At 67.6% G+C, this 16,173-nt stretch carries 19 protein-coding genes; 2 read left to right on the top strand and 17 right to left on the bottom strand.

Annotation, left to right across the window (positions count from 1 at the left end; all coding sequences use genetic code 11):
• Window positions 1–114: 114 nt before the first annotated feature.
• The 4 genes from cyoE to ACTIGJ_RS18645 all read right to left on the bottom strand — a co-directional run bounded on the left by cyoE (window position 115) and on the right by ACTIGJ_RS18645 (window position 3,515).
• The gene (cyoE, locus tag ACTIGJ_RS18630) at window positions 115–1,047 is read right to left on the bottom strand and encodes a heme o synthase (protein ID WP_439641830.1); all 933 of its coding nucleotides are present in this window, start codon (window positions 1,045–1,047) and stop codon (window positions 115–117) included.
• Between the two features lie 10 nt (window positions 1,048–1,057).
• Window positions 1,058–2,065 (bottom strand): COX15/CtaA family protein, encoded by a 1,008-nt coding sequence (locus tag ACTIGJ_RS18635; protein WP_439641831.1) that lies wholly within the window; start codon window positions 2,063–2,065, stop codon window positions 1,058–1,060.
• A gap of 107 nt (window positions 2,066–2,172) precedes the next feature.
• Window positions 2,173–2,790, bottom strand: coding sequence for a hypothetical protein (locus ACTIGJ_RS18640; protein WP_439641832.1), 618 nt, complete (start codon window positions 2,788–2,790; stop codon window positions 2,173–2,175).
• Complete coding sequence (locus tag ACTIGJ_RS18645; RefSeq protein ID WP_439641833.1) at window positions 2,787–3,515, bottom strand: SURF1 family protein; 729 nt, start codon at window positions 3,513–3,515, stop codon at window positions 2,787–2,789. The genes ACTIGJ_RS18640 and ACTIGJ_RS18645 overlap by 4 nt, the downstream gene beginning before the upstream one ends.
• A 95-nt stretch (window positions 3,516–3,610) precedes the next feature.
• Here ACTIGJ_RS18645 and ACTIGJ_RS18650 point away from each other — a divergent pair, with 95 nt between their 5' ends.
• On the top strand, window positions 3,611–3,820 hold the full coding sequence (locus tag ACTIGJ_RS18650) for a twin transmembrane helix small protein (protein WP_439641834.1): 210 nt from the start codon (window positions 3,611–3,613) through the stop codon (window positions 3,818–3,820).
• 143 nt (window positions 3,821–3,963) lie between these two features.
• Here the strand turns inward: ACTIGJ_RS18650 and ACTIGJ_RS18655 are convergent, their stop codons facing one another.
• From ACTIGJ_RS18655 to bioB, 9 genes are all read right to left on the bottom strand, one after another.
• Window positions 3,964–4,851: a cytochrome c oxidase subunit 3 gene (locus ACTIGJ_RS18655; protein ID WP_439641835.1), complete on the bottom strand. Its 888-nt coding sequence runs from the start codon at window positions 4,849–4,851 to the stop codon at window positions 3,964–3,966.
• Window positions 4,852–4,886: 35 nt separating this feature from the next.
• Window positions 4,887–5,477 (bottom strand): cytochrome c oxidase assembly protein, encoded by a 591-nt coding sequence (locus ACTIGJ_RS18660; protein WP_439641836.1) that lies wholly within the window; start codon window positions 5,475–5,477, stop codon window positions 4,887–4,889.
• 2 nt (window positions 5,478–5,479) lie between these two features.
• Complete coding sequence (locus ACTIGJ_RS18665; protein WP_439641837.1) at window positions 5,480–5,605, bottom strand: cytochrome oxidase small assembly protein; 126 nt, start codon at window positions 5,603–5,605, stop codon at window positions 5,480–5,482.
• A 19-nt stretch (window positions 5,606–5,624) separates the two neighbouring features.
• On the bottom strand, window positions 5,625–7,256 hold the full coding sequence (gene ctaD, locus ACTIGJ_RS18670) for a cytochrome c oxidase subunit I (RefSeq protein WP_439641838.1): 1,632 nt from the start codon (window positions 7,254–7,256) through the stop codon (window positions 5,625–5,627).
• 52 nt (window positions 7,257–7,308) lie between these two features.
• Complete coding sequence (gene coxB, locus ACTIGJ_RS18675) at window positions 7,309–8,565, bottom strand: cytochrome c oxidase subunit II (RefSeq protein WP_439641839.1); 1,257 nt, start codon at window positions 8,563–8,565, stop codon at window positions 7,309–7,311.
• Window positions 8,566–8,593: 28 nt separating this feature from the next.
• On the bottom strand, window positions 8,594–9,103 hold the full coding sequence (locus ACTIGJ_RS18680) for a DUF2244 domain-containing protein (RefSeq protein ID WP_439641840.1): 510 nt from the start codon (window positions 9,101–9,103) through the stop codon (window positions 8,594–8,596).
• A gap of 193 nt (window positions 9,104–9,296) precedes the next feature.
• A complete protein-coding gene (gene bioD / locus ACTIGJ_RS18685) occupies window positions 9,297–9,986 on the bottom strand; it encodes a dethiobiotin synthase (protein ID WP_439641841.1) in 690 nt (229 codons plus the stop codon).
• A gap of 5 nt (window positions 9,987–9,991) precedes the next feature.
• Window positions 9,992–11,185 carry an aminotransferase class I/II-fold pyridoxal phosphate-dependent enzyme gene (locus ACTIGJ_RS18690; RefSeq protein WP_439641842.1) on the bottom strand — a complete coding sequence of 398 codons (1,194 nt, stop codon included), beginning with the start codon at window positions 11,183–11,185 and terminating at the stop codon, window positions 9,992–9,994.
• The gene (bioB, locus tag ACTIGJ_RS18695) at window positions 11,185–12,264 is read right to left on the bottom strand and encodes a biotin synthase BioB (RefSeq protein WP_439641843.1); all 1,080 of its coding nucleotides are present in this window, start codon (window positions 12,262–12,264) and stop codon (window positions 11,185–11,187) included. Before bioB ends, ACTIGJ_RS18690 begins: the two co-directional genes overlap by 1 nt.
• A gap of 86 nt (window positions 12,265–12,350) precedes the next feature.
• On the opposite strand from bioB, the gene ACTIGJ_RS18700 reads away from it, so the two are divergent.
• Entirely contained in the window at window positions 12,351–13,037 is a 687-nt protein-coding gene (locus ACTIGJ_RS18700; RefSeq protein WP_439641844.1) for a ComF family protein, read from the top strand.
• A gap of 7 nt (window positions 13,038–13,044) precedes the next feature.
• On the opposite strand, the gene ACTIGJ_RS18705 is transcribed toward ACTIGJ_RS18700, so the two are convergent.
• The 4 genes from ACTIGJ_RS18705 to ACTIGJ_RS18720 are packed head-to-tail and all read right to left on the bottom strand — an operon-like array spanning window position 13,045 to window position 16,168.
• Complete coding sequence (locus tag ACTIGJ_RS18705) at window positions 13,045–13,923, bottom strand: alpha/beta hydrolase fold domain-containing protein (protein WP_439641845.1); 879 nt, start codon at window positions 13,921–13,923, stop codon at window positions 13,045–13,047.
• A 34-nt stretch (window positions 13,924–13,957) separates the two neighbouring features.
• On the bottom strand, window positions 13,958–14,833 hold the full coding sequence (locus ACTIGJ_RS18710; RefSeq protein WP_439641846.1) for an alpha/beta hydrolase fold domain-containing protein: 876 nt from the start codon (window positions 14,831–14,833) through the stop codon (window positions 13,958–13,960).
• Window positions 14,834–14,847: 14 nt separating this feature from the next.
• Window positions 14,848–15,720: a 4-hydroxybenzoate octaprenyltransferase gene (ubiA, locus tag ACTIGJ_RS18715; protein WP_439641847.1), complete on the bottom strand. Its 873-nt coding sequence runs from the start codon at window positions 15,718–15,720 to the stop codon at window positions 14,848–14,850.
• 4 nt (window positions 15,721–15,724) lie between these two features.
• A complete protein-coding gene (locus ACTIGJ_RS18720) occupies window positions 15,725–16,168 on the bottom strand; it encodes a DMT family transporter (protein ID WP_439641848.1) in 444 nt (147 codons plus the stop codon).
• Window positions 16,169–16,173: the final 5 nt, after the last annotated feature.

Genomic DNA, 16,173 nt, shown 5'->3' on the forward strand with positions numbered 1-16,173 from the left:
TCGACATCGACGCCGCGAACAAACGGCTCGCTCGGCTCAAGCGCGGTTTCGTCAATAGGTAGTCACCGGACGCTTACCTGAATGCCGCGTGACGCGCCCTCGGCGACGGCGGACTCAGCGCAGGTAGTGGTCGACCAGCAGCGCGGTGAAGATCGCCATCAGATAGACGATCGAGTAGCCGAAGGTCTTCATCGGCAGGCCCTTGCGCGGTGCGAACTTGAGTTGCACCGCCATCTGCAGGAAGCGGCCGCCCAGCAGCAGCGCGGCGATCAGGTAGGGCCAGCCGCTCATGCCGACCGCGAACGGCAGGATGGTGACCGCGATCAGCAGCAGCGTGTACAGCAGAACCTGGGTGGCCGTGAACTCGACGCCATGCGTGACTGGCAGCATCGGCACGCCGACCTTGGCGTATTCCTCGCGCCGCTCGATCGCCAGTGCCCAGAAATGCGGTGGGGTCCAGATGAAGATGATCAGGAACAGGATCAGCGCGTGCGGGTCGATGGTGCCGGTGACGGCAGCCCAGCCGAGCACCGGCGGGGCGGCACCGGAGGCCCCGCCGATGACGATGTTCTGCGGCGTCGCGCGCTTCAGGAACAAGGTATAGACGCCGGCATAGCCGACCAAGGTCAGCTGCGTCAGCACGGCGGTCAGCGGGTTGACGAGGAACCACAGCACGACGAATCCGGCCAGGCCGATCGCGGTGGCAAAGGCGATCGAATGCGTCAGGCTCAAGGAGCCGGTCACCAGCGGACGGCCGCAGGTGCGCTTCATCCGGGCGTCGATTTCGCGATCGATGATCTGGTTCACCGCCGCCGCCGAGGCCGCCTGCAGCGAGATGCCGATCGTGCCCCACAGCAAGGCCGCCAGCGGCGGCAGCCCCGGTACGGCCATGAACATGCCGACGATCGCGGTGAAGACGATCAGCATGACCACGCGCGGCTTGCACAGCTCGTAGTACTCGTGGAGGCGCGACACCGGCGCCGGCGCGGGTTCGGCTGCCGCCGGATCGATCTTCAGCGGCGGCGTGCTCGTGGTGGTTCGCGTCATGGCCTTGCCTTCAGTGCGCCGGGCGACGCGAGCCGCCGCGCCAGACCGTGTGGTTCAACGCCAGCACGGCCAGCAGCAGCACGGCTGCGCCGGCGTTGTGGGCGTCGGCCAGCCATAGCGGCAGCTGCTTGAGGATCAGACCGATGCCAATCGCCAGCTGCAACGCCAGGGCGGCCAGCAGTGCCAGGCCAAGCGAGGTATACGGCGCACGGCGCAGGCTCAGCAGGTAGCCGGCCACGGTCACCAGCATGAGGCTCAGCACCAGGGCGCCGTAACGGTGCACCAGATGGATGGTGGCGCGGGCAGCGGTGTCGAGCACGCCGAACTCGTAGTCGATGCCGAGGCCACGCCACAGTTTGAAGGCTTCGCCGAGATCGCCCTTCGGCAGATAGGAATCGTGGCAGGCCGGAAAATCCGGGCAGGCCAGGGCCGCGTAGTTGGTGCTGGTCCAGCCGCCCAGGAAGATCTGCCCGCAAAGCAGCAGCAAGGCGGCGAGCGATAGCGGCTTCAGCAGTGCGGCCGCCGGCGGCGCGCTGGCCGCCGTGCGGCGGGTCGACAGCCACATCCACCAGAGCAGCGACAGCGTGGTCAGGCCGAGCATCAGGTGCGTGGTGACGATGATCGGCTTGACCTTCAAGGTCACGGTCAGGGCGCCGAACACGATCTGCACCAGCACCACGCCGACCACCGCCAGCGCCAACCGGCGCGGCAGCGTCCGGCTGCGGTCGCGCCAGGCCAGCACCGCGAGCGCACCGATCAGCAGGCCGACGACGCCGGCAAGGTAGCGGTGGACCATTTCCTTCCAGGCTTTCGGCGCTTCGACCGGGCGTTCGGGATACGCGGCTTCGGCGGCCGCCACTTCGTGCTGGGCATCGGGCACGCCGATATGGCCGTAGCAGCCCGGCCAGTCCGGGCAACCGAGGCCGGCATTCGACAGCCGGACGTAAGCGCCGAGGACGACCAGGCAGAAGGTGAGAACCAGCGTCAGCAGGTTCAGGCGATGGAAGGTGTCGAGCATGGAGATAGGAGTTGCAAGCGCCGCATTTTACTACCGCGCAGCCCCGGCAATCTGGCCGCCGAACGGCAACGTCGGACAGGGACCGAGGTGCGAACGACGAACGCCGATCAGCCGATCGACGACAGCCGCAGCAGCTTCTTCAAGTCCTTCAGCAGGCCGCGCTGGAATTCGTCGGCGCTCGGCTGGTTCTCGTAGGTCATCAACCAGTTGCCGTTGGGATCGACGAGGTAGACGGCCAGCGGATCGGCGGACTTCAGGATTTCGGCGGCTCGCTGCCCGGCCGGCCCGGTGTCGGCGACGATGTGGAGGATCTTGTGCGCCTCGCGCAGCTGGCTGGCGGCGGCACGTGCGGCCTCGGCATCCGGGACGATGAACACCAGCTGCACGCGGTCCTTCTCGACGCCGGCCGCGCCGAGCGCGAGCCGCACCTGACGGCTCGAGGCCAGACGATCGGCGCAGGCCGTGTCGCAGTGCGCGCCACCGAGCTGTACCAGGCTCCAGCGCCCGAGCAGCAGCTCCGGCTGTGGCTGGTCGGCCTCGCTGCGCAGTTGCAGCGCCGGCAGCGGCGTGGTCGGCACCACCAGCGTACCGTAATTGGTGGTCACGCCGGGCCGCATGCCCGAGCTGTACAGCAGCCAGGCCCCGATCAGCGGGCCGACGAACAGCACTCCGAGCAGGACCAGCGTCAGGCGGGATCGTCGCAGTTGAGCGGCTTGCGGATTCATGGGCGGCGTTTCAGGTTGAGTTTGAAAAAGATCACCAGCAGCGTCGCGGCGAACGCGAACCACTGCGCGGCATAGCCGTAATGACGCTGCGGCGGGAATTGGCGATCGGCCTGCGTCCAGTCACGCAGGAAACCGTGATCGGCCTGCGGGTCCAGCAGCAGCATGCCGACCGCGGTCTCGCGGCCGTACAGGCAGCGCAGATCCTCAGCGGTCGGATAGCCGACGATGCGGGGCCAGGCGGTTTCCGCCGTCGGGCAGTTGTCGATCTGCAGACGCAGCGCCGGCTGCGGTAACGAGCGCCACAGCCCGGTCACCTCGACGTCCTGGTCGGGAACCGGCAGTTCCGGGCGTTTGCTGCGATCCGGGTTCTGCGCCAGCCAGCCGCGGTTGACCAGGGCGATGCCTCCGGAAGCCAGCCGCAGTGGCGTCAGCACCTGGTAGCCGGGAATGCGATCGTGCACCTGGTTATCGAGCAGCAGCTGCCGGCCGCCGTCGTAACGGCCACGCGCGGCCACCCAGGTGGCATCGGCGCCGTCCGGAACCGGCGTATCGACTTGCAGCGGAATCGGCGCCGTCGCTTCGGCGCGCTGGTACTGGGCGTCGAGCGCCTCGCGTGCCAGCCCGCGATGCCACTGCCACAGCCCGAGGCGGATGGTGATCGCGCAGCCGATCACGGTGCCGAGCACGGCCCACCACGCCGGGCGGAACTGCCATCTCGACATCATCGGCGGCGGGACTCGGTTGGTTGCGACGCAAGATCGCGGTATCGGGGCTGCACGCGGCGGCTTACCATCAGGTCACCACTTTTCCCTATCCCGCCATGCTTCCCAAACTGATCGTCACCGTACTGCTCGTCGGCATCGTCATTTCGCTGTTCTCGGCGCTGTTCTTCATGCTCAAGGACACCAGCAAGAGCAAACGCACCGTGCGAGCACTGACGGCGCGCGTGGGCCTGCAGGTGGCGCTGATCGTGTTCCTGCTGCTGGCCACGATGATGGGCTGGATCCATCCGCACGGCATCGGCGGCTGATGGACCGCGCCGCAGCAGCGGTGTTCCCTCGATCTCGCGCACCGGTGCTATCGCCCGAATGACGAAAGCCCGACCGGTGACGGTCGGGCTTTCCGGTTCTGCGAACCTGCGACCTGAACGGCCGCAAGTTCTGTCCGATCCTTTTAGAGGATGTAGACGAAGATGAACAGGCCGACCCAGACCACGTCGACGAAGTGCCAGTACCAGGCCACGCCCTCGAAGCCGAAGTGGCTCTCCGGCTTGAAGTGGCCCGCCATCAGGCGACCGGTCACCGAGATCATCATGATGGTGCCGAGCGTCACGTGCATGCCGTGGAAGCCGGTCAGCATGAAGAACGTCGAACCATAGATGCCCGAGTGCAGGGTCAGATTCAGTTCGTGGTAGGCCTCGATGTACTCCGACGCCTGGAAGTACAGGAAGATCGCACCGAGGGCGATGGTCGCCCACATCCACAGGATCGTTGCCTTGCGGTGGCCATCCTTCAGCGCGTGGTGCGCGAAGGTGATGGTGACCGACGAGGTCAGCAGCAGCAGGGTGTTGATCAGCGGCAGGTGCCACGGCGAAATCGTCTTGAAATCGCCACCGATGGCGCCCGGTCCGTTGGTCGGCCAGACGTTCTCGAAGCTCGGCCAAAGGACCTCGTTGGTCAGCACCCGGCTGCCTTCACCGGAGAGCCACGGCACCGACAGCTCTCGGGCGTAGTACAGCGCGCCGAAGAACGCCGCGAAGAACATCACTTCCGAGAAAATGAACCAGCTCATGCCCAGCCGGTAGGTACGGTCGACCTGCTCGCTGTACTGGCCGGTCTCGCTTTCCTTGGCGACGCCGCGGAACCACGAGAACACGATGTAGATGAACAGCGCGCCGCCGACGTAGAAGGGGATCGGTCCCGGATGGCGCTCTTCCAGGTACATGCTGACGCTGTACAGGATGGTGCCGAGCGCGATCGTCAGCAGGAACGGCCAGACACTGGGTTCCGGAACGAAGTAACGGCGGTGACTGGAATCGCTTGCTGCGGCATGGGTTGCCATGACGGTTTCCTTTGACTGACTGCTGACTGACGAACTTAACTTTTGGGTACTGCCTGACTCTGCACCGGCGCCGCTTCCGGCTTCACCTGGGCAAAGGCAGTTGCATCGAAGAAGGTGTACGACAGGGTCACGGTCTCGACATCCGCCGGCAGCTCCGGGTCCAGCATGAAGCGCACCGGCATCAACTTTTCCTCGTTGGCGGCAAACGGCTGCTGGTTGAAGCAGAAGCACTCGGTCTTGCGCAGGTGTCGAGCGGCATTCCACGGCGACACGCTGGGCACCGCCTGACCGATCACCGCTTCGCCACGCTCGTTCTTGGCCTTGAAGTTCACCGTGTACAGCTTGCCTGGATGAACCTCGACGACCGGCTGCTCGGCACTGAAGCTGAACACCCGGCCGCCGTTGACGGTGGTGACGAACTCCACTTTCACCGTGCGGGCCTGATCCTCGCGCTCCACCACCTGGTCGGCCGGCACCAGCATCGCGGTGTCCTTGCCGTTGAGATTCACCAGCTGGCAGATCGCGTTGTACATCGGCACCAGCACGAAGCCGAAGCAGAACATGCCGCCGACCACGAGCAGCAACGTCCAGATGCCGCGCGCCTTGCGCTTGCCGTCGGTCGCCACGGTCAGCGGTTGCTCACCGCAATGAAGAAGCCGACATAGAACGCGATGGCGACGAGCACCAGCACCAGTGCCAGCCGCACATTGCGGCGTGCGGAGGCCGGCTTCGGGCTGTCGGGCATCGTCGTCATCGCGTCCGGTGGTCAGGCTTCAGTGGGCCGCAGCCGGCTCGTCACCGACATGCGGCGGATCTTCGAAGGTGTGGTACGGCGCCGGCGAGGCGACCGTCCATTCCAGACCCTTGGCACCTTCCCAGACCTGCGCGCTGGCCGGCACCATCCCCTTCCGCCAGATGGCGCAGCGGAGGAAGTTGTAGACCATGATGAACTGCACGATGAAGTACAGGAACGCGCCCCAGGTGGAGATCACGTTGAAGTCCGTGAACTGCACCGCGTAGTCCGGGATGCGGCGCGGCATGCCGGCCAGGCCGACGAAGTGCTGCGGGAAGAAGGTGACGTTGATGAAGATCGCGCTCAGCCAGAAGTGCAGCTTGCCGAGCGTCTCGTTGTACATCACGCCGGTCCACTTCGGGATCCAGTAGTAGATGGCGGCGATGATCGAGAAGATCGCACCCGGCACCAGCACGTAGTGGAAGTGGGCGACCACGAAATAGCTGTTGTGGTACTGGAAGTCGACCGGCGCGAGCGCCAGCATGATTCCCGAGAAGCCGCCGATCGTGAACAGGAACACGAAGCCGATCGCGAACAGCATCGGCGTCTCGAAGGTCATCGAGCCGCGCCACATCGTGGCCAGCCAGTTGAACACCTTCACGCCCGTCGGCACCGCGATCAGCATGGTCGCGAACATGAAGAACAGTTCGCCGGCCAGCGGAATGCCGACGGTGAACATGTGGTGCGCCCAGACGATGAACGACAGGAAGGCGATCGACGCCACCGCGTAGACCATCGAGTCATAGCCGAACAACTGCTTGCGGGCGAAGGTCGGGATGATCGTCGACACGATGCCGAAGGCCGGAAGGATCATGATGTAGACCTCCGGGTGGCCGAAGAACCAGAAGATGTGTTCGAACATCACCGGGTCGCCGCCGCCAGCGGCATTGAAGAAGCTGGTGCCGAAGTACTTGTCGGTCAGCAGCATCGTCACCGCACCGGCGAGCACCGGCATGACCGCGATCAGCAGGTAGGCGGTGATCAGCCAGGTCCAGACGAACAGCGGCATCTTCAGCAGGGTCATGCCCGGCGCGCGCATGTTCATGATCGTGACCACGACGTTGATCGCACCGGTGATCGACGAGATGCCGAGCATGTGGATCGCGAAGATGGTCAGCGGGAACGAGGCACCGCCCTGCAGCACCAGCGGCGGGTAGAGCGTCCAGCCACCGGCCGGGCCACCGCCGGGCAGGAACAGCGTCGACAGCAGCATCGAGAACGCGAACGGCAGGATCCAGAAGCCCCAGTTGTTGACGCGAGGCAGCGCCAGATCGGAGCAGCCGATCATCATCGGCACCATCCAGTTCGCCAGACCGACGAACGCCGGCATGACGCCGCCGAAGATCATGACCAGCGCGTGCAGCGTGATCATCTGGTTGTAGAACTCGGGATCGATGAACTGCATGCCCGGGGCATACAGCTCGGCACGAATCACCAGCGACATCAGGCCGCCGATGAAAAACATGATGAACGAGAACCACAGGTACAAGGTGCCGAGGTCCTTGTGGTTGGTCGTCTTGATCCAGCGCATCACGCCCTTGTCGGGGCCGTGGTGGTGGTCGTCATGGGCATGGTCATGCCCGTGGTCGTGGTGCGCGTGCGTGTTGGCCATGTCTCGGAACTCCTGACTCAATCAAATTCTTGCGGATGCGGGGACGCTGAGCTCAGCGGAGCTTCTTGACCTGGTCGGCGGTCACGCTGTCGCCCACCTTGTTGCCGAGGTCGTTGCGCACGTAGGTCGCGATGGCGGCCACGTCGGCGTCGGACAGGTGGCCGAACGGCGGCATCGCGTTCTTGCCCTTCAGGATCTGGGTGATGACGCCGGCAGCCGGGCCGGTGGCGACCTTCGAGCCGGTCAGCGCCGGGAAGGTCGGCGGCAGGCCAGCGCCGGTGGCTTGATGGCAGGCCGCGCAGTTGCCGAGATACAGCTTCTTGCCGGCGTCCGCTGCCGGGGCGGCAGCAGCCGCCGGAGCCGGTGCCGGCGTAGCGGCCGCGACTTCGACCGGCGCCGCTTCGGCGGCGGCCGGGGCCGCTTCCGCAGGCGCAGCGGCCGGGGCGTCGACAGCGGCATCGGTCGCGGTCGGCGCCGCAGCAGCGGCCACTTCCTCGCCACCCTTCTTCGACTTCAGCCAGGCGGCGTAGTCTGCTTCACTCTTCGCTTCCACCACCACCGGCATGAAGCCGTGGTCGCGGCCGCACAGCACCGTGCACTGGCCACGGTAGATGCCCGGCTCGTTGATCTGGGTCCACATGTCATTGATGAAGCCCGGGATGGCGTCCTTCTTGATCGCCAGATCCGGCACCCACCAGCCGTGGATCACGTCGTTCGAGGTCAGCAGGAAACGCACCTTCTTGCCGACCGGCAGCACCAGGTAGTTGTCGACGTTGTGCAGGTAGTGATCGACCGTCTTCGGGTCGATGCCCGAGCCCAGCTGGCGCGCTTCGTTCGACTTGGCGTCGAGCGTCGAGAAGAAGCTGACGCCTTCGCCGACGTACTCGTACTGCCACTTCCACTGGTAACCCGTGATTTTGATGGTCAGATCCGAGTTGCGCGAGTCGTACTGCTTGATCAGCGTGCCGGCGGCCGGCACGGCGAGGCCGATCAGGATCACGAACGGGATGATCGTCCAGATGATCTCGACGGTGGTCGAATGATGGAACGTCGCCGGCACCGGATTCTTCGAGCGGCGGTGGGCGAAGATCGAATAGAACATCACGCCGAACACCACCACCGCGATCGCCACGCAGACCCAGAACGCGGCCATGTGCAGGTGCCAGACCTCATGGCTGATGTCGGTCACGCCTTTCGGCAGGTTCCAGTAGGCGTGTTCCATGGTGTCCGCAGCACGGGCTGCGAAGCTTCCGGCGACGCCAGCGGTCGCGAGCAACAGGCCACGCAGGCCGCGAATCAGGTTCGACATATCGACTTTCAACCCAAAAGTTTGGAAATCAGTTGCCATCCGGTGCCATGTCATCCGCCTCTGCAAGCGGAGCAACACGCCATCCGGCCAGTACCAGCACCCGCAGCCGCGCTGCGAGCTGTTCTCGATCCTCATCCGTGAGGCATCGTCCCAGGATCAGCCGCCGCGAGCCGTTATACAGACACAGCCGCGTCGGGTCGTTCCGGTGTATCCCCTGCTCCAGCAAGACTCTCGTCGATGACCTCGGCCAGTCGATCGACAGCCGCGCACCCTCGCCGCCCATCCCGCATTCGATGCGCACCCGGTTCCCCTCGAATGCGATCACTTCCCGATAACGGTTGCGTTTCAGGCTGACGTACAGCGCCAGACCCAGCGCCACCAGTTCCAGCCCCGCGAAAGGCAGGATCGGCCAGAATCCCTGCAGCGTGAACAGCACCGCAATCCCCAATGAAACGAAGGCCATCACGGCCATCACGGCCCATGCCACCTTGACCGTCATGGAAGCATTCGGGCCGATCACCAGGCGCGTGTCGTGCATGGCTGTTATACGGGTGTCCTGTCGCGTGCCGGACGATACCGGGGTCGCAGCGCGCGGATTGTAGTGGAAGGCGCGTCGCTCGCAAAGCCTTGTCTTTGTTGCCTAGATTGGCACTTGCCGGGTTTCCCCGAAGACTGGGGAATCGGCTGTCTTCAGCCGAAATTGCGTCTTGACACAGCCGTCGACAATCGTTCTAGACAGTCGCCTTCAGGCCGTTCAGCAGCTCGGCGAGCACCATGCCGTCCAGCGCCGGCGAAGCGGCGGCTGCCGGCGCCAGGCAAGCCAGCAACGGCGCCTCGAGCCGACGGCGCAGGGTCTCGACATTCGCTGCCCATTCGACCTGCTCCGGCGGCAGCCGATTGGCGATCCAGCCGGCCAATCGGGTCTGCCGGGCAATCGATTCCGCGCTGAGCATCGCGTGATTGAGGCAGCCCAGCCGCAGGCCGACCACCAGCAGCACCGGCCAGCCATGACCCGCCACCCAGTCCGAGAAGGCGAGATCGTCCGACAAGGGCACGCGCCAGCCGCCAGCGCCCTCGACCACCATCACCTCGCAATCGGCTGCCAGCCGCCGATAGGCCGCATCGAGCACCGCCGGATCGACGGTCACCCCGACGGCGCGCGCCGCCAGATGCGGCGCGGTCGGCGGCTCGAAGGCATAGGGATTGACGTCGGCATAGCGCAGCGGCCGGCCGCAGGCGGCGATCAGCGCCAGCGCATCGTCATTGCGCAGGCCATCCGGACCGTGCTCGCAGCCGCTGGCCACCGGCTTCATCACCCCCACGGTCCGGCCCGCCGCGCGTAACGCCTGCACCAGCGCCACCGCCGCATAGGTCTTGCCGACGCCGGTATCGGTACCGGTCACGAACATCGTCAGCGCCATCGCGTTCAGGCTGCGTCCGCACTCGCGTCGGCAAGCGCCGCGACGAGGCCGTCGATCTGGGCATCGGTATGCGCCGCCGACAGGGTGACCCGCAGCCGGGAAGTACCGGCCGGTACTGTCGGCGGACGAATGGCGGCCACCCAGTAACCCCGTGCGAGCAGCGCGCGGGACAGCGCCACCGCCGGCCCGGCCGGGCCGACGATCAGTGGCTGGATCGGCGTGGTCGACGGCGACAACCGGAACGGCAGTCCGCTGCCCAGGGCTTCGATGCCGCGGCGGAAGCGCGCGATGTTGGCCTGCAGCCGCAGCGGATGCTCCGGCTCGCTGCGGATGATCCGCAGCGCCGCCCGCGCCGCCGCCGCGATCGCCGGCGGTGGCGCGGTCGAGAACACCCAGGTGCGGGCGCGCTGGATCAGGAACTCGATCAGTGCCTCGGAGCCGGCCACGAAAGCACCGGCGGCGCCCAGGCTCTTGCCAAGGGTTGCGATGTAGACGTCGGCCAGCGCCATCGCACCGCCGTCGGTGACGCCGAGCCCGTGGGCGTCGTCGATCACCAGCGTCGCGCCGTGCTGGCGCGCCAGTGCCGCCAGCACCGGCACATCGGCCTCGTCGCCATCCATGCTGAACACCGAGTCGCTGACGATGCCGACTTCCCCACCCTGCGCTTGCGCATCGGCGAGTGCTGCGGCATAGCCGCCGGTGTCGGCGTGCGGCACGCGGATGTAACGGGCACCGGCCAGCCGCGCGCCATCGATCAGGCTGGCGTGATTGAGTTCGTCGCAGAGCAGCGCGTCGGCCTTGCCGAACAGCGCCCGCAAGGTGCCGAGATTGGCCGCCCAGCCCGAGGTGAACAGTAGCGCCCGGGCCCGGCCGGTGTAGTCCGCCAGCTCCTCTTCCAGCTGCGCGTGCTCGCGGTTGTAGCCGGACACCAGCGCCGCCGCGCCGCTGCCGGTGCCGCTGCTGCCGAGGGTCCGCTGCGCAGCGGCGGCCACGCGCGGATCGCTGGCCAGCCCGAGGTAATCGTTCGAGCAGAAGCTGATGCAGGCGCGGCCGTCGACGGTCAGCGCCACGCCATGCGTGCCTTCGACGATCCTCCGCACGCGGTACAGATCGGCTGCGCGGAAGCTGTCGAGTTCCCGCTGCAGCCGCGTGTCGAGCGGCGACGCGCCCCCGGTCAGACCGACCGCCGGCGCATTCATCAGCAGCAGGACGCCTGCGCGCCGCAGCCTTCGGCCGTTGCCGGCGCGGCGCAGGCGGTTTCGTCGACCAGCTTCGCGCCGCCATCGACGCGGATATCGTTGTGGATGCCGAGCTTGGCGAACAGCGCGCGGTCGCGCTCGTTCTGCGGGTTGGTGGTGGTCAGCAGGCGCTCGCCGTAGAAAATCGAATTGGCACCGGCGAAGAAGCACAGCGCCTGGGTTTCATCGCTCATCTCGGTGCGGCCGGCCGACAGCCGCACATAGCTCTGCGGCATCAGGATGCGGGCCACGGCGATGGTGCGCACGAAATCCAGCGGATCAAGCGGCGGCGCGTCGGCCAGCGGCGTGCCCTTGACCGCGACCAGCTCGTTGATCGGCACCGATTCCGGATGCTGCGGCAGGTTGGCCAGCGCACGCAGGAACTCGACGCGATCGCCGTCCGACTCGCCCATGCCGACGATGCCGCCGCAGCAGACCTTGACGCCGGCGTCGCGGACGTTGGCCAGCGTTTCCAGCCGGTCCTCGTAGGTGCGGGTGCTGATGATCTCGCCGTAGAACTCCGGCGAGGTGTCGAGATTGTGGTTGTAGTAGTCGAGACCGGCCGCCTTCAGGGCCTGGGCCTGCCGCGCTTCGAGCATGCCGAGCGTGACGCAGGTTTCCAGCCCCAGCGCCTTCACCTCGCGGACCATCTCCGACACGCGCTCGATGTCCTTGTCCTTCGGCGAACGCCAGGCTGCGCCCATGCAGAAGCGGGTCGCGCCGTTGGCGCGGGCATCCTCGGCCGCTTTCACGACCTCGGCCAGCGGCATCAGCTTCTCGGCCTTCAGGCCGGTGCTGAACCGGGCACTCTGCGGGCAGTACGCGCAATCTTCCGGGCAGGCGCCGGTCTTGATCGACAGCAGGGTGGACAACTGCACCGCGTTCGGATCGAAATGCATGCGATGAACCGACTGCGCCCGGAACAGCAGGTCGTTGAATGGCAGCGCGAACAGCGCGGCGACCTCGTCGTGGCTCCAGTCGTGGCGGCGGTCATCGACCGGTTGGGAACAAAGGCTGGGCGACGCGGCGGCGAGCGACATGGAGTGATTCCGGAGGCAGAGAGCGTGCATCAGTGTTCGGGGCCAGCGGCGATGCTGTCAACCATGTACGCAGGCGTACGGTTGACATGATCGGCCTGCTGCGGCGCTGGATCGTGCCGTCGGCCTGCCTGATCTGCGCGGGCGACGCCGAACCGGGCACGGTCTGCGCCGGCTGCCGCGCCAGCCTGCCGTGGAACCCCATCGCCTGCCCGGTCTGCGCGCTGCCGCTGCGCAGCGAGATCGCCCACGTCTGCGCCCGGTGCGCGGCCGAACCGCCGGCCTTCGACAGCACGCTGGCCGCTTTCCGCTACGAGGCGCCGATCCGGCAGGCCATCGCCGGGCTCAAGTACCGGGCGCAGTTCCGGCAGTCGCGCTGGCTCGGCGCCGAACTGGCGCAGCTGGCCGCGCGCCGGCTATCGCCGCTGCCCGAGCTGCTGATCCCGGTGCCGCTGCACGCCTCGCGGCTGCGAAGCCGCGGCTACAACCAGGCGCTGGAACTGGCGCGCGGCATCGCCCGGCAGCTGGCGATCGACCTCGACTGGCGCTGCGCCACCCGGTTGCGCGCCACCGCCGACCAGATCGGCCAGGACGCGAAGGCGCGGCGCAAGGAAGTCCGCGGTGCGTTCGCGGTCGGGCCCACAGTGGCCGGCCGGCATGTCGCGCTGGTCGACGACGTGATGACCACCGGCAGCACCGTCGACGATCTGGCCCGTGCCGCGCGTGCGGCCGGCGCGCTGCGGATCGAGGTCTGGGTTGCGGCGCGGGTGCCGTGAGCGCGGCTCAGCGCAGGTGGCGATCGAGGAAATCGAGGCCGCGCTGCACCGCCTCGCCGTCCATCAGAAACGCCGTGATGTGGCCGAGGCCGCGCAGCTCGTACAGCTCGTTCGGCACGCCGGCGGCATCGAGCGCCAGCTGGTAGTCGCTGGCCTGATCGAACGGCACCAGCTGGTCCCAGCCGCCGTGGTACAGGAACACCGGCGGATCGCCGGGCGTCACGTAGGCTGCCGGCGAGGACTCGCGGAAGGCCCGCGAGTTCTCCGACCAGCGCTCGCCGAGGAACTTCGGAACGATGGTGCCGCCATGAAACTTGCGCAGGTCGGACGGAATGCCGCCGGCCACCACCGCCTTCACCTCGGCGCCGGGCTGATACAGGCGGTCGCCCGGACTCAGGCCGCCGAGCATCGCCGCCAGATGGGCGCCGGCTGAATAACCCCAGGCGCCGATGCGCGCCGGATCGACGCGGTAGTCGGCGGCATGGCCACGCAGCCAGCGCACCGCCTGCTGCACATCCACCACCTGCGCCGGGAAGATCGACTCGGGCGCCAGCCGGTAGGTGATGTTCAGGGTCACGTAGCCACGCCGGGCAACCCGCCGGGCAATGCCTTCGACCTGCTCGCGATCGCCGCTCGACCAGCCGCCGCCATGGATCATGACCACGGCCGGCCAGCCGCCGGGCGGCGCGTCGCCGGCCGGCGTGTAGAGATCAGCGAGCAGCGGCTTCGGCCAGTCGACCGGCGTGAAGCGCAGATCCCGCTGCACCGTCCAGTCGAGCTTCAGACGCGGTGGCGCGGCCCCGTCCGGCTTGCCGAGGTGGCGGGCGCAGCTGCTGGTCAGAACGGCCACCGGCAGCAGGGCGGCGGACAACAGTCTCAGCATCATCGGCGGGTGCGGGATCGGTCGGGTTCCGGTCTGCTTACGGCGTAGCGGGCGATCGGGATTCAGCGGCGGGGTGGCGCGCCAGCCGCTGCTGCAGGAAGGCGATGCCCTGCTCGATCACCGGCTTGCCGGCAGCCCCCAGCGCATGACCGCCATCCGGCACCTGTACCAGCGTGTTCGGCACGCCGGCCGCCGTCAGCGCATCCCGATACGCCGTCGCCTGGCTGACCGGAACGGTGCGGTCGGCGTCACCGTGAAACAGGAACACCGGCGGATCGTCGGCCGAGACGTGCGCGATCGGCGAGGCTTCGATGAACACCGTCGAGCCTTCGTGCCAGCGCTCGCCGAGGAAGCGGGCCAGCGAGCCGTTGCCGCCGCCGCCATCGCGAAAATCGGTAGGCGTGCCGCCGCCGACCACGGCCTGCACGCGCGCCTCCGGATCGAACAGCCGGTCGCCCGGGCTCAGCGATGCCGCCAGCACGGCCAGGTGGGCGCCTGCGGACGAACCCCAGAGCGCGATCCGCGTCGGATCGATCGCCAGCGTCGCCGCGTTGGCGCGCAGCCAGCGCACCGCCTGCTGCACATCGAGCACCTGGGCGGGATAGATGGCATCCGGCACCAGCCGGTAGTCGATCGCCATCGCCACGAAGCCGCTGTCGGCCAGCCGCCGCGCCATGCTGCGGCTGTGGCTGCGGTCGCCCTTGTGCCAGGCGCCGCCGTGCAGCACGACCACCGCCGGCCGGCCGCCCGGTGGTGCGGTGCCAGCCGGCACGATCAGGTCGCCGGGCAGCGCCGTCGGCCAGTCGGCCGGCGTGTAGGTGACCACGCGCTCGCCGGCGGCCGGCGTTTCGGCCGAGGCCGTGGTGGTGGCAATCAGACCCAGGGTCAGCAGCACGATCGGCCAACGGAACATGACGGTTCTCCGGTTCACAACGGGGGCAGCGACAGCGCGAGGCCCAGAAAGACCACGGCGCCGACGCGATTGTTGCCGAGGAACGCCGCGAAGCAGGCGGCGCGATCGCGATGGCGGACACGCCACAGCTGGTTGGCGACGAAGCACGCCGCCACCGCCAGTCCCAGCCAGTACGGCACGGCGAGGCGCATCCGCCAGCCGGCGAAGGCCAGCAGACCCAGCGCCGCCAGCTGCAGCAGGCCGATGATCAGCAGGTCGGCGCGGCCGAACAGGATGGCGCTGGAGCGGACGCCGATCTTGAGATCGTCATCGCGGTCGACCATCGCGTAGAGCGTGTCGTAGGCGATCGTCCAGCACAGGTTGGCGGCCATCAGCAGCGTCGCCATCGGCCAGTCGACCTGGCCGCCGACCGCCGCGAAGGCCATCGGGATACCCCAGGAAAAGGCGATGCCGAGGTGCGCCTGCGGCAGCGAATGGAACCGCTTGGCGAACGGGTAGCTGGCGGCGATCACCACCGCCGGCACCGACAGCCACAGCGCCGCGGCATTGAGCGGCGCCGCCACCGCCAGCGCCAGCAGCGCCAGCAGCACGAACAGGATCAGCGCTTCGCGCGGCGTGGCCCGGCCGCTGGCCAGCGGCCGGCCGCGCGTGCGCTCGACATGGCCATCGACCTTGCGGTCGGCGTAGTCGTTGATCACGCAGCCGGCGCTGCGCATCAGGAAGGTGCCGAGCACGAAGATCGCCAGCAGATGCAGCGGCGGCAGGCCACCGGCCGCGAACCACAACGCCCACAAGGTCGGCCATAGCAGCAGCCAGGTGCCGACCGGCTTGTCGAGCCGCATCAGCTGGCCGTAGGCGGCCAGCCGGTCCCGGGTGATGGTCATCATCGCTTCAGAACTTCCGGATCAGCACCACGCCGGCCACGATCAGCGCCGCGCCCAGCACCCGCCACGGATTGATCACGTGCTGCGCGAAGCCGAGCAGGCCAAAATGGTCGAGCGTCAACGACAGCGCCAGCTGGCCGGCGACGATCAGCCCGAAAGTGAGCGCTACGCCGAGCATCGGCGGCAGCACGATGCTCATGATCAGGTAGCCCACGCCCAGCGTGCCGCCGATGCCCCACAGCCACCACGGCACGGCGCCGGTATTGGCCGGCCACGGCGTGCGCAGCGCGATGACGATCGCCAGCAGCAGCAGGGTGCCGGCCGAGAACGACACCAGCGCAGCAGCGAACGGACTGCCGAGCTGGCCGCGCAGCTGGCCATTGAGGCCAGCCTGCAGCGGCAGCACCGCGCCGGCGGCCAGCGCCAGCAGCATCGGGATCAGGGCTTTCATCGGAT

The sequence above is a fragment of the Nevskia sp. genome (genome assembly GCF_051860985.1).
Classification (GTDB): domain Bacteria; phylum Pseudomonadota; class Gammaproteobacteria; order Nevskiales; family Nevskiaceae; genus Nevskia.

Bases quoted from the DNA above. Each gene is read 5' to 3' on its own strand.
- cyoE (WP_439641830.1), bottom strand. From the start codon at position 1,047: ATGACGCGAACCACCACGAGCACGCCGCCGCTGAAGATCGATCCGGCG.
- ACTIGJ_RS18635 (WP_439641831.1), bottom strand. From the start codon at position 2,065: ATGCTCGACACCTTCCATCGCCTGAACCTGCTGACGCTGGTTCTCACC.
- ACTIGJ_RS18640 (WP_439641832.1), bottom strand. From the start codon at position 2,790: ATGAATCCGCAAGCCGCTCAACTGCGACGATCCCGCCTGACGCTGGTC.
- ACTIGJ_RS18645 (WP_439641833.1), bottom strand. From the start codon at position 3,515: ATGATGTCGAGATGGCAGTTCCGCCCGGCGTGGTGGGCCGTGCTCGGC.
- ACTIGJ_RS18650 (WP_439641834.1), top strand. From the start codon at position 3,611: ATGCTTCCCAAACTGATCGTCACCGTACTGCTCGTCGGCATCGTCATT.
- ACTIGJ_RS18655 (WP_439641835.1), bottom strand. From the start codon at position 4,851: ATGGCAACCCATGCCGCAGCAAGCGATTCCAGTCACCGCCGTTACTTC.
- ACTIGJ_RS18665 (WP_439641837.1), bottom strand. From the start codon at position 5,605: ATGACGACGATGCCCGACAGCCCGAAGCCGGCCTCCGCACGCCGCAAT.
- ctaD (WP_439641838.1), bottom strand. From the start codon at position 7,256: ATGGCCAACACGCACGCGCACCACGACCACGGGCATGACCATGCCCAT.
- coxB (WP_439641839.1), bottom strand. From the start codon at position 8,565: ATGTCGAACCTGATTCGCGGCCTGCGTGGCCTGTTGCTCGCGACCGCT.
- ACTIGJ_RS18680 (WP_439641840.1), bottom strand. From the start codon at position 9,103: ATGCACGACACGCGCCTGGTGATCGGCCCGAATGCTTCCATGACGGTC.
- bioD (WP_439641841.1), bottom strand. From the start codon at position 9,986: ATGGCGCTGACGATGTTCGTGACCGGTACCGATACCGGCGTCGGCAAG.
- ACTIGJ_RS18690 (WP_439641842.1), bottom strand. From the start codon at position 11,185: ATGAATGCGCCGGCGGTCGGTCTGACCGGGGGCGCGTCGCCGCTCGAC.
- bioB (WP_439641843.1), bottom strand. From the start codon at position 12,264: ATGTCGCTCGCCGCCGCGTCGCCCAGCCTTTGTTCCCAACCGGTCGAT.
- ACTIGJ_RS18700 (WP_439641844.1), top strand. From the start codon at position 12,351: ATGATCGGCCTGCTGCGGCGCTGGATCGTGCCGTCGGCCTGCCTGATC.
- ACTIGJ_RS18705 (WP_439641845.1), bottom strand. From the start codon at position 13,923: ATGATGCTGAGACTGTTGTCCGCCGCCCTGCTGCCGGTGGCCGTTCTG.
- ACTIGJ_RS18710 (WP_439641846.1), bottom strand. From the start codon at position 14,833: ATGTTCCGTTGGCCGATCGTGCTGCTGACCCTGGGTCTGATTGCCACC.
- ubiA (WP_439641847.1), bottom strand. From the start codon at position 15,720: ATGATGACCATCACCCGGGACCGGCTGGCCGCCTACGGCCAGCTGATG.
- ACTIGJ_RS18720 (WP_439641848.1), bottom strand. From the start codon at position 16,168: ATGAAAGCCCTGATCCCGATGCTGCTGGCGCTGGCCGCCGGCGCGGTG.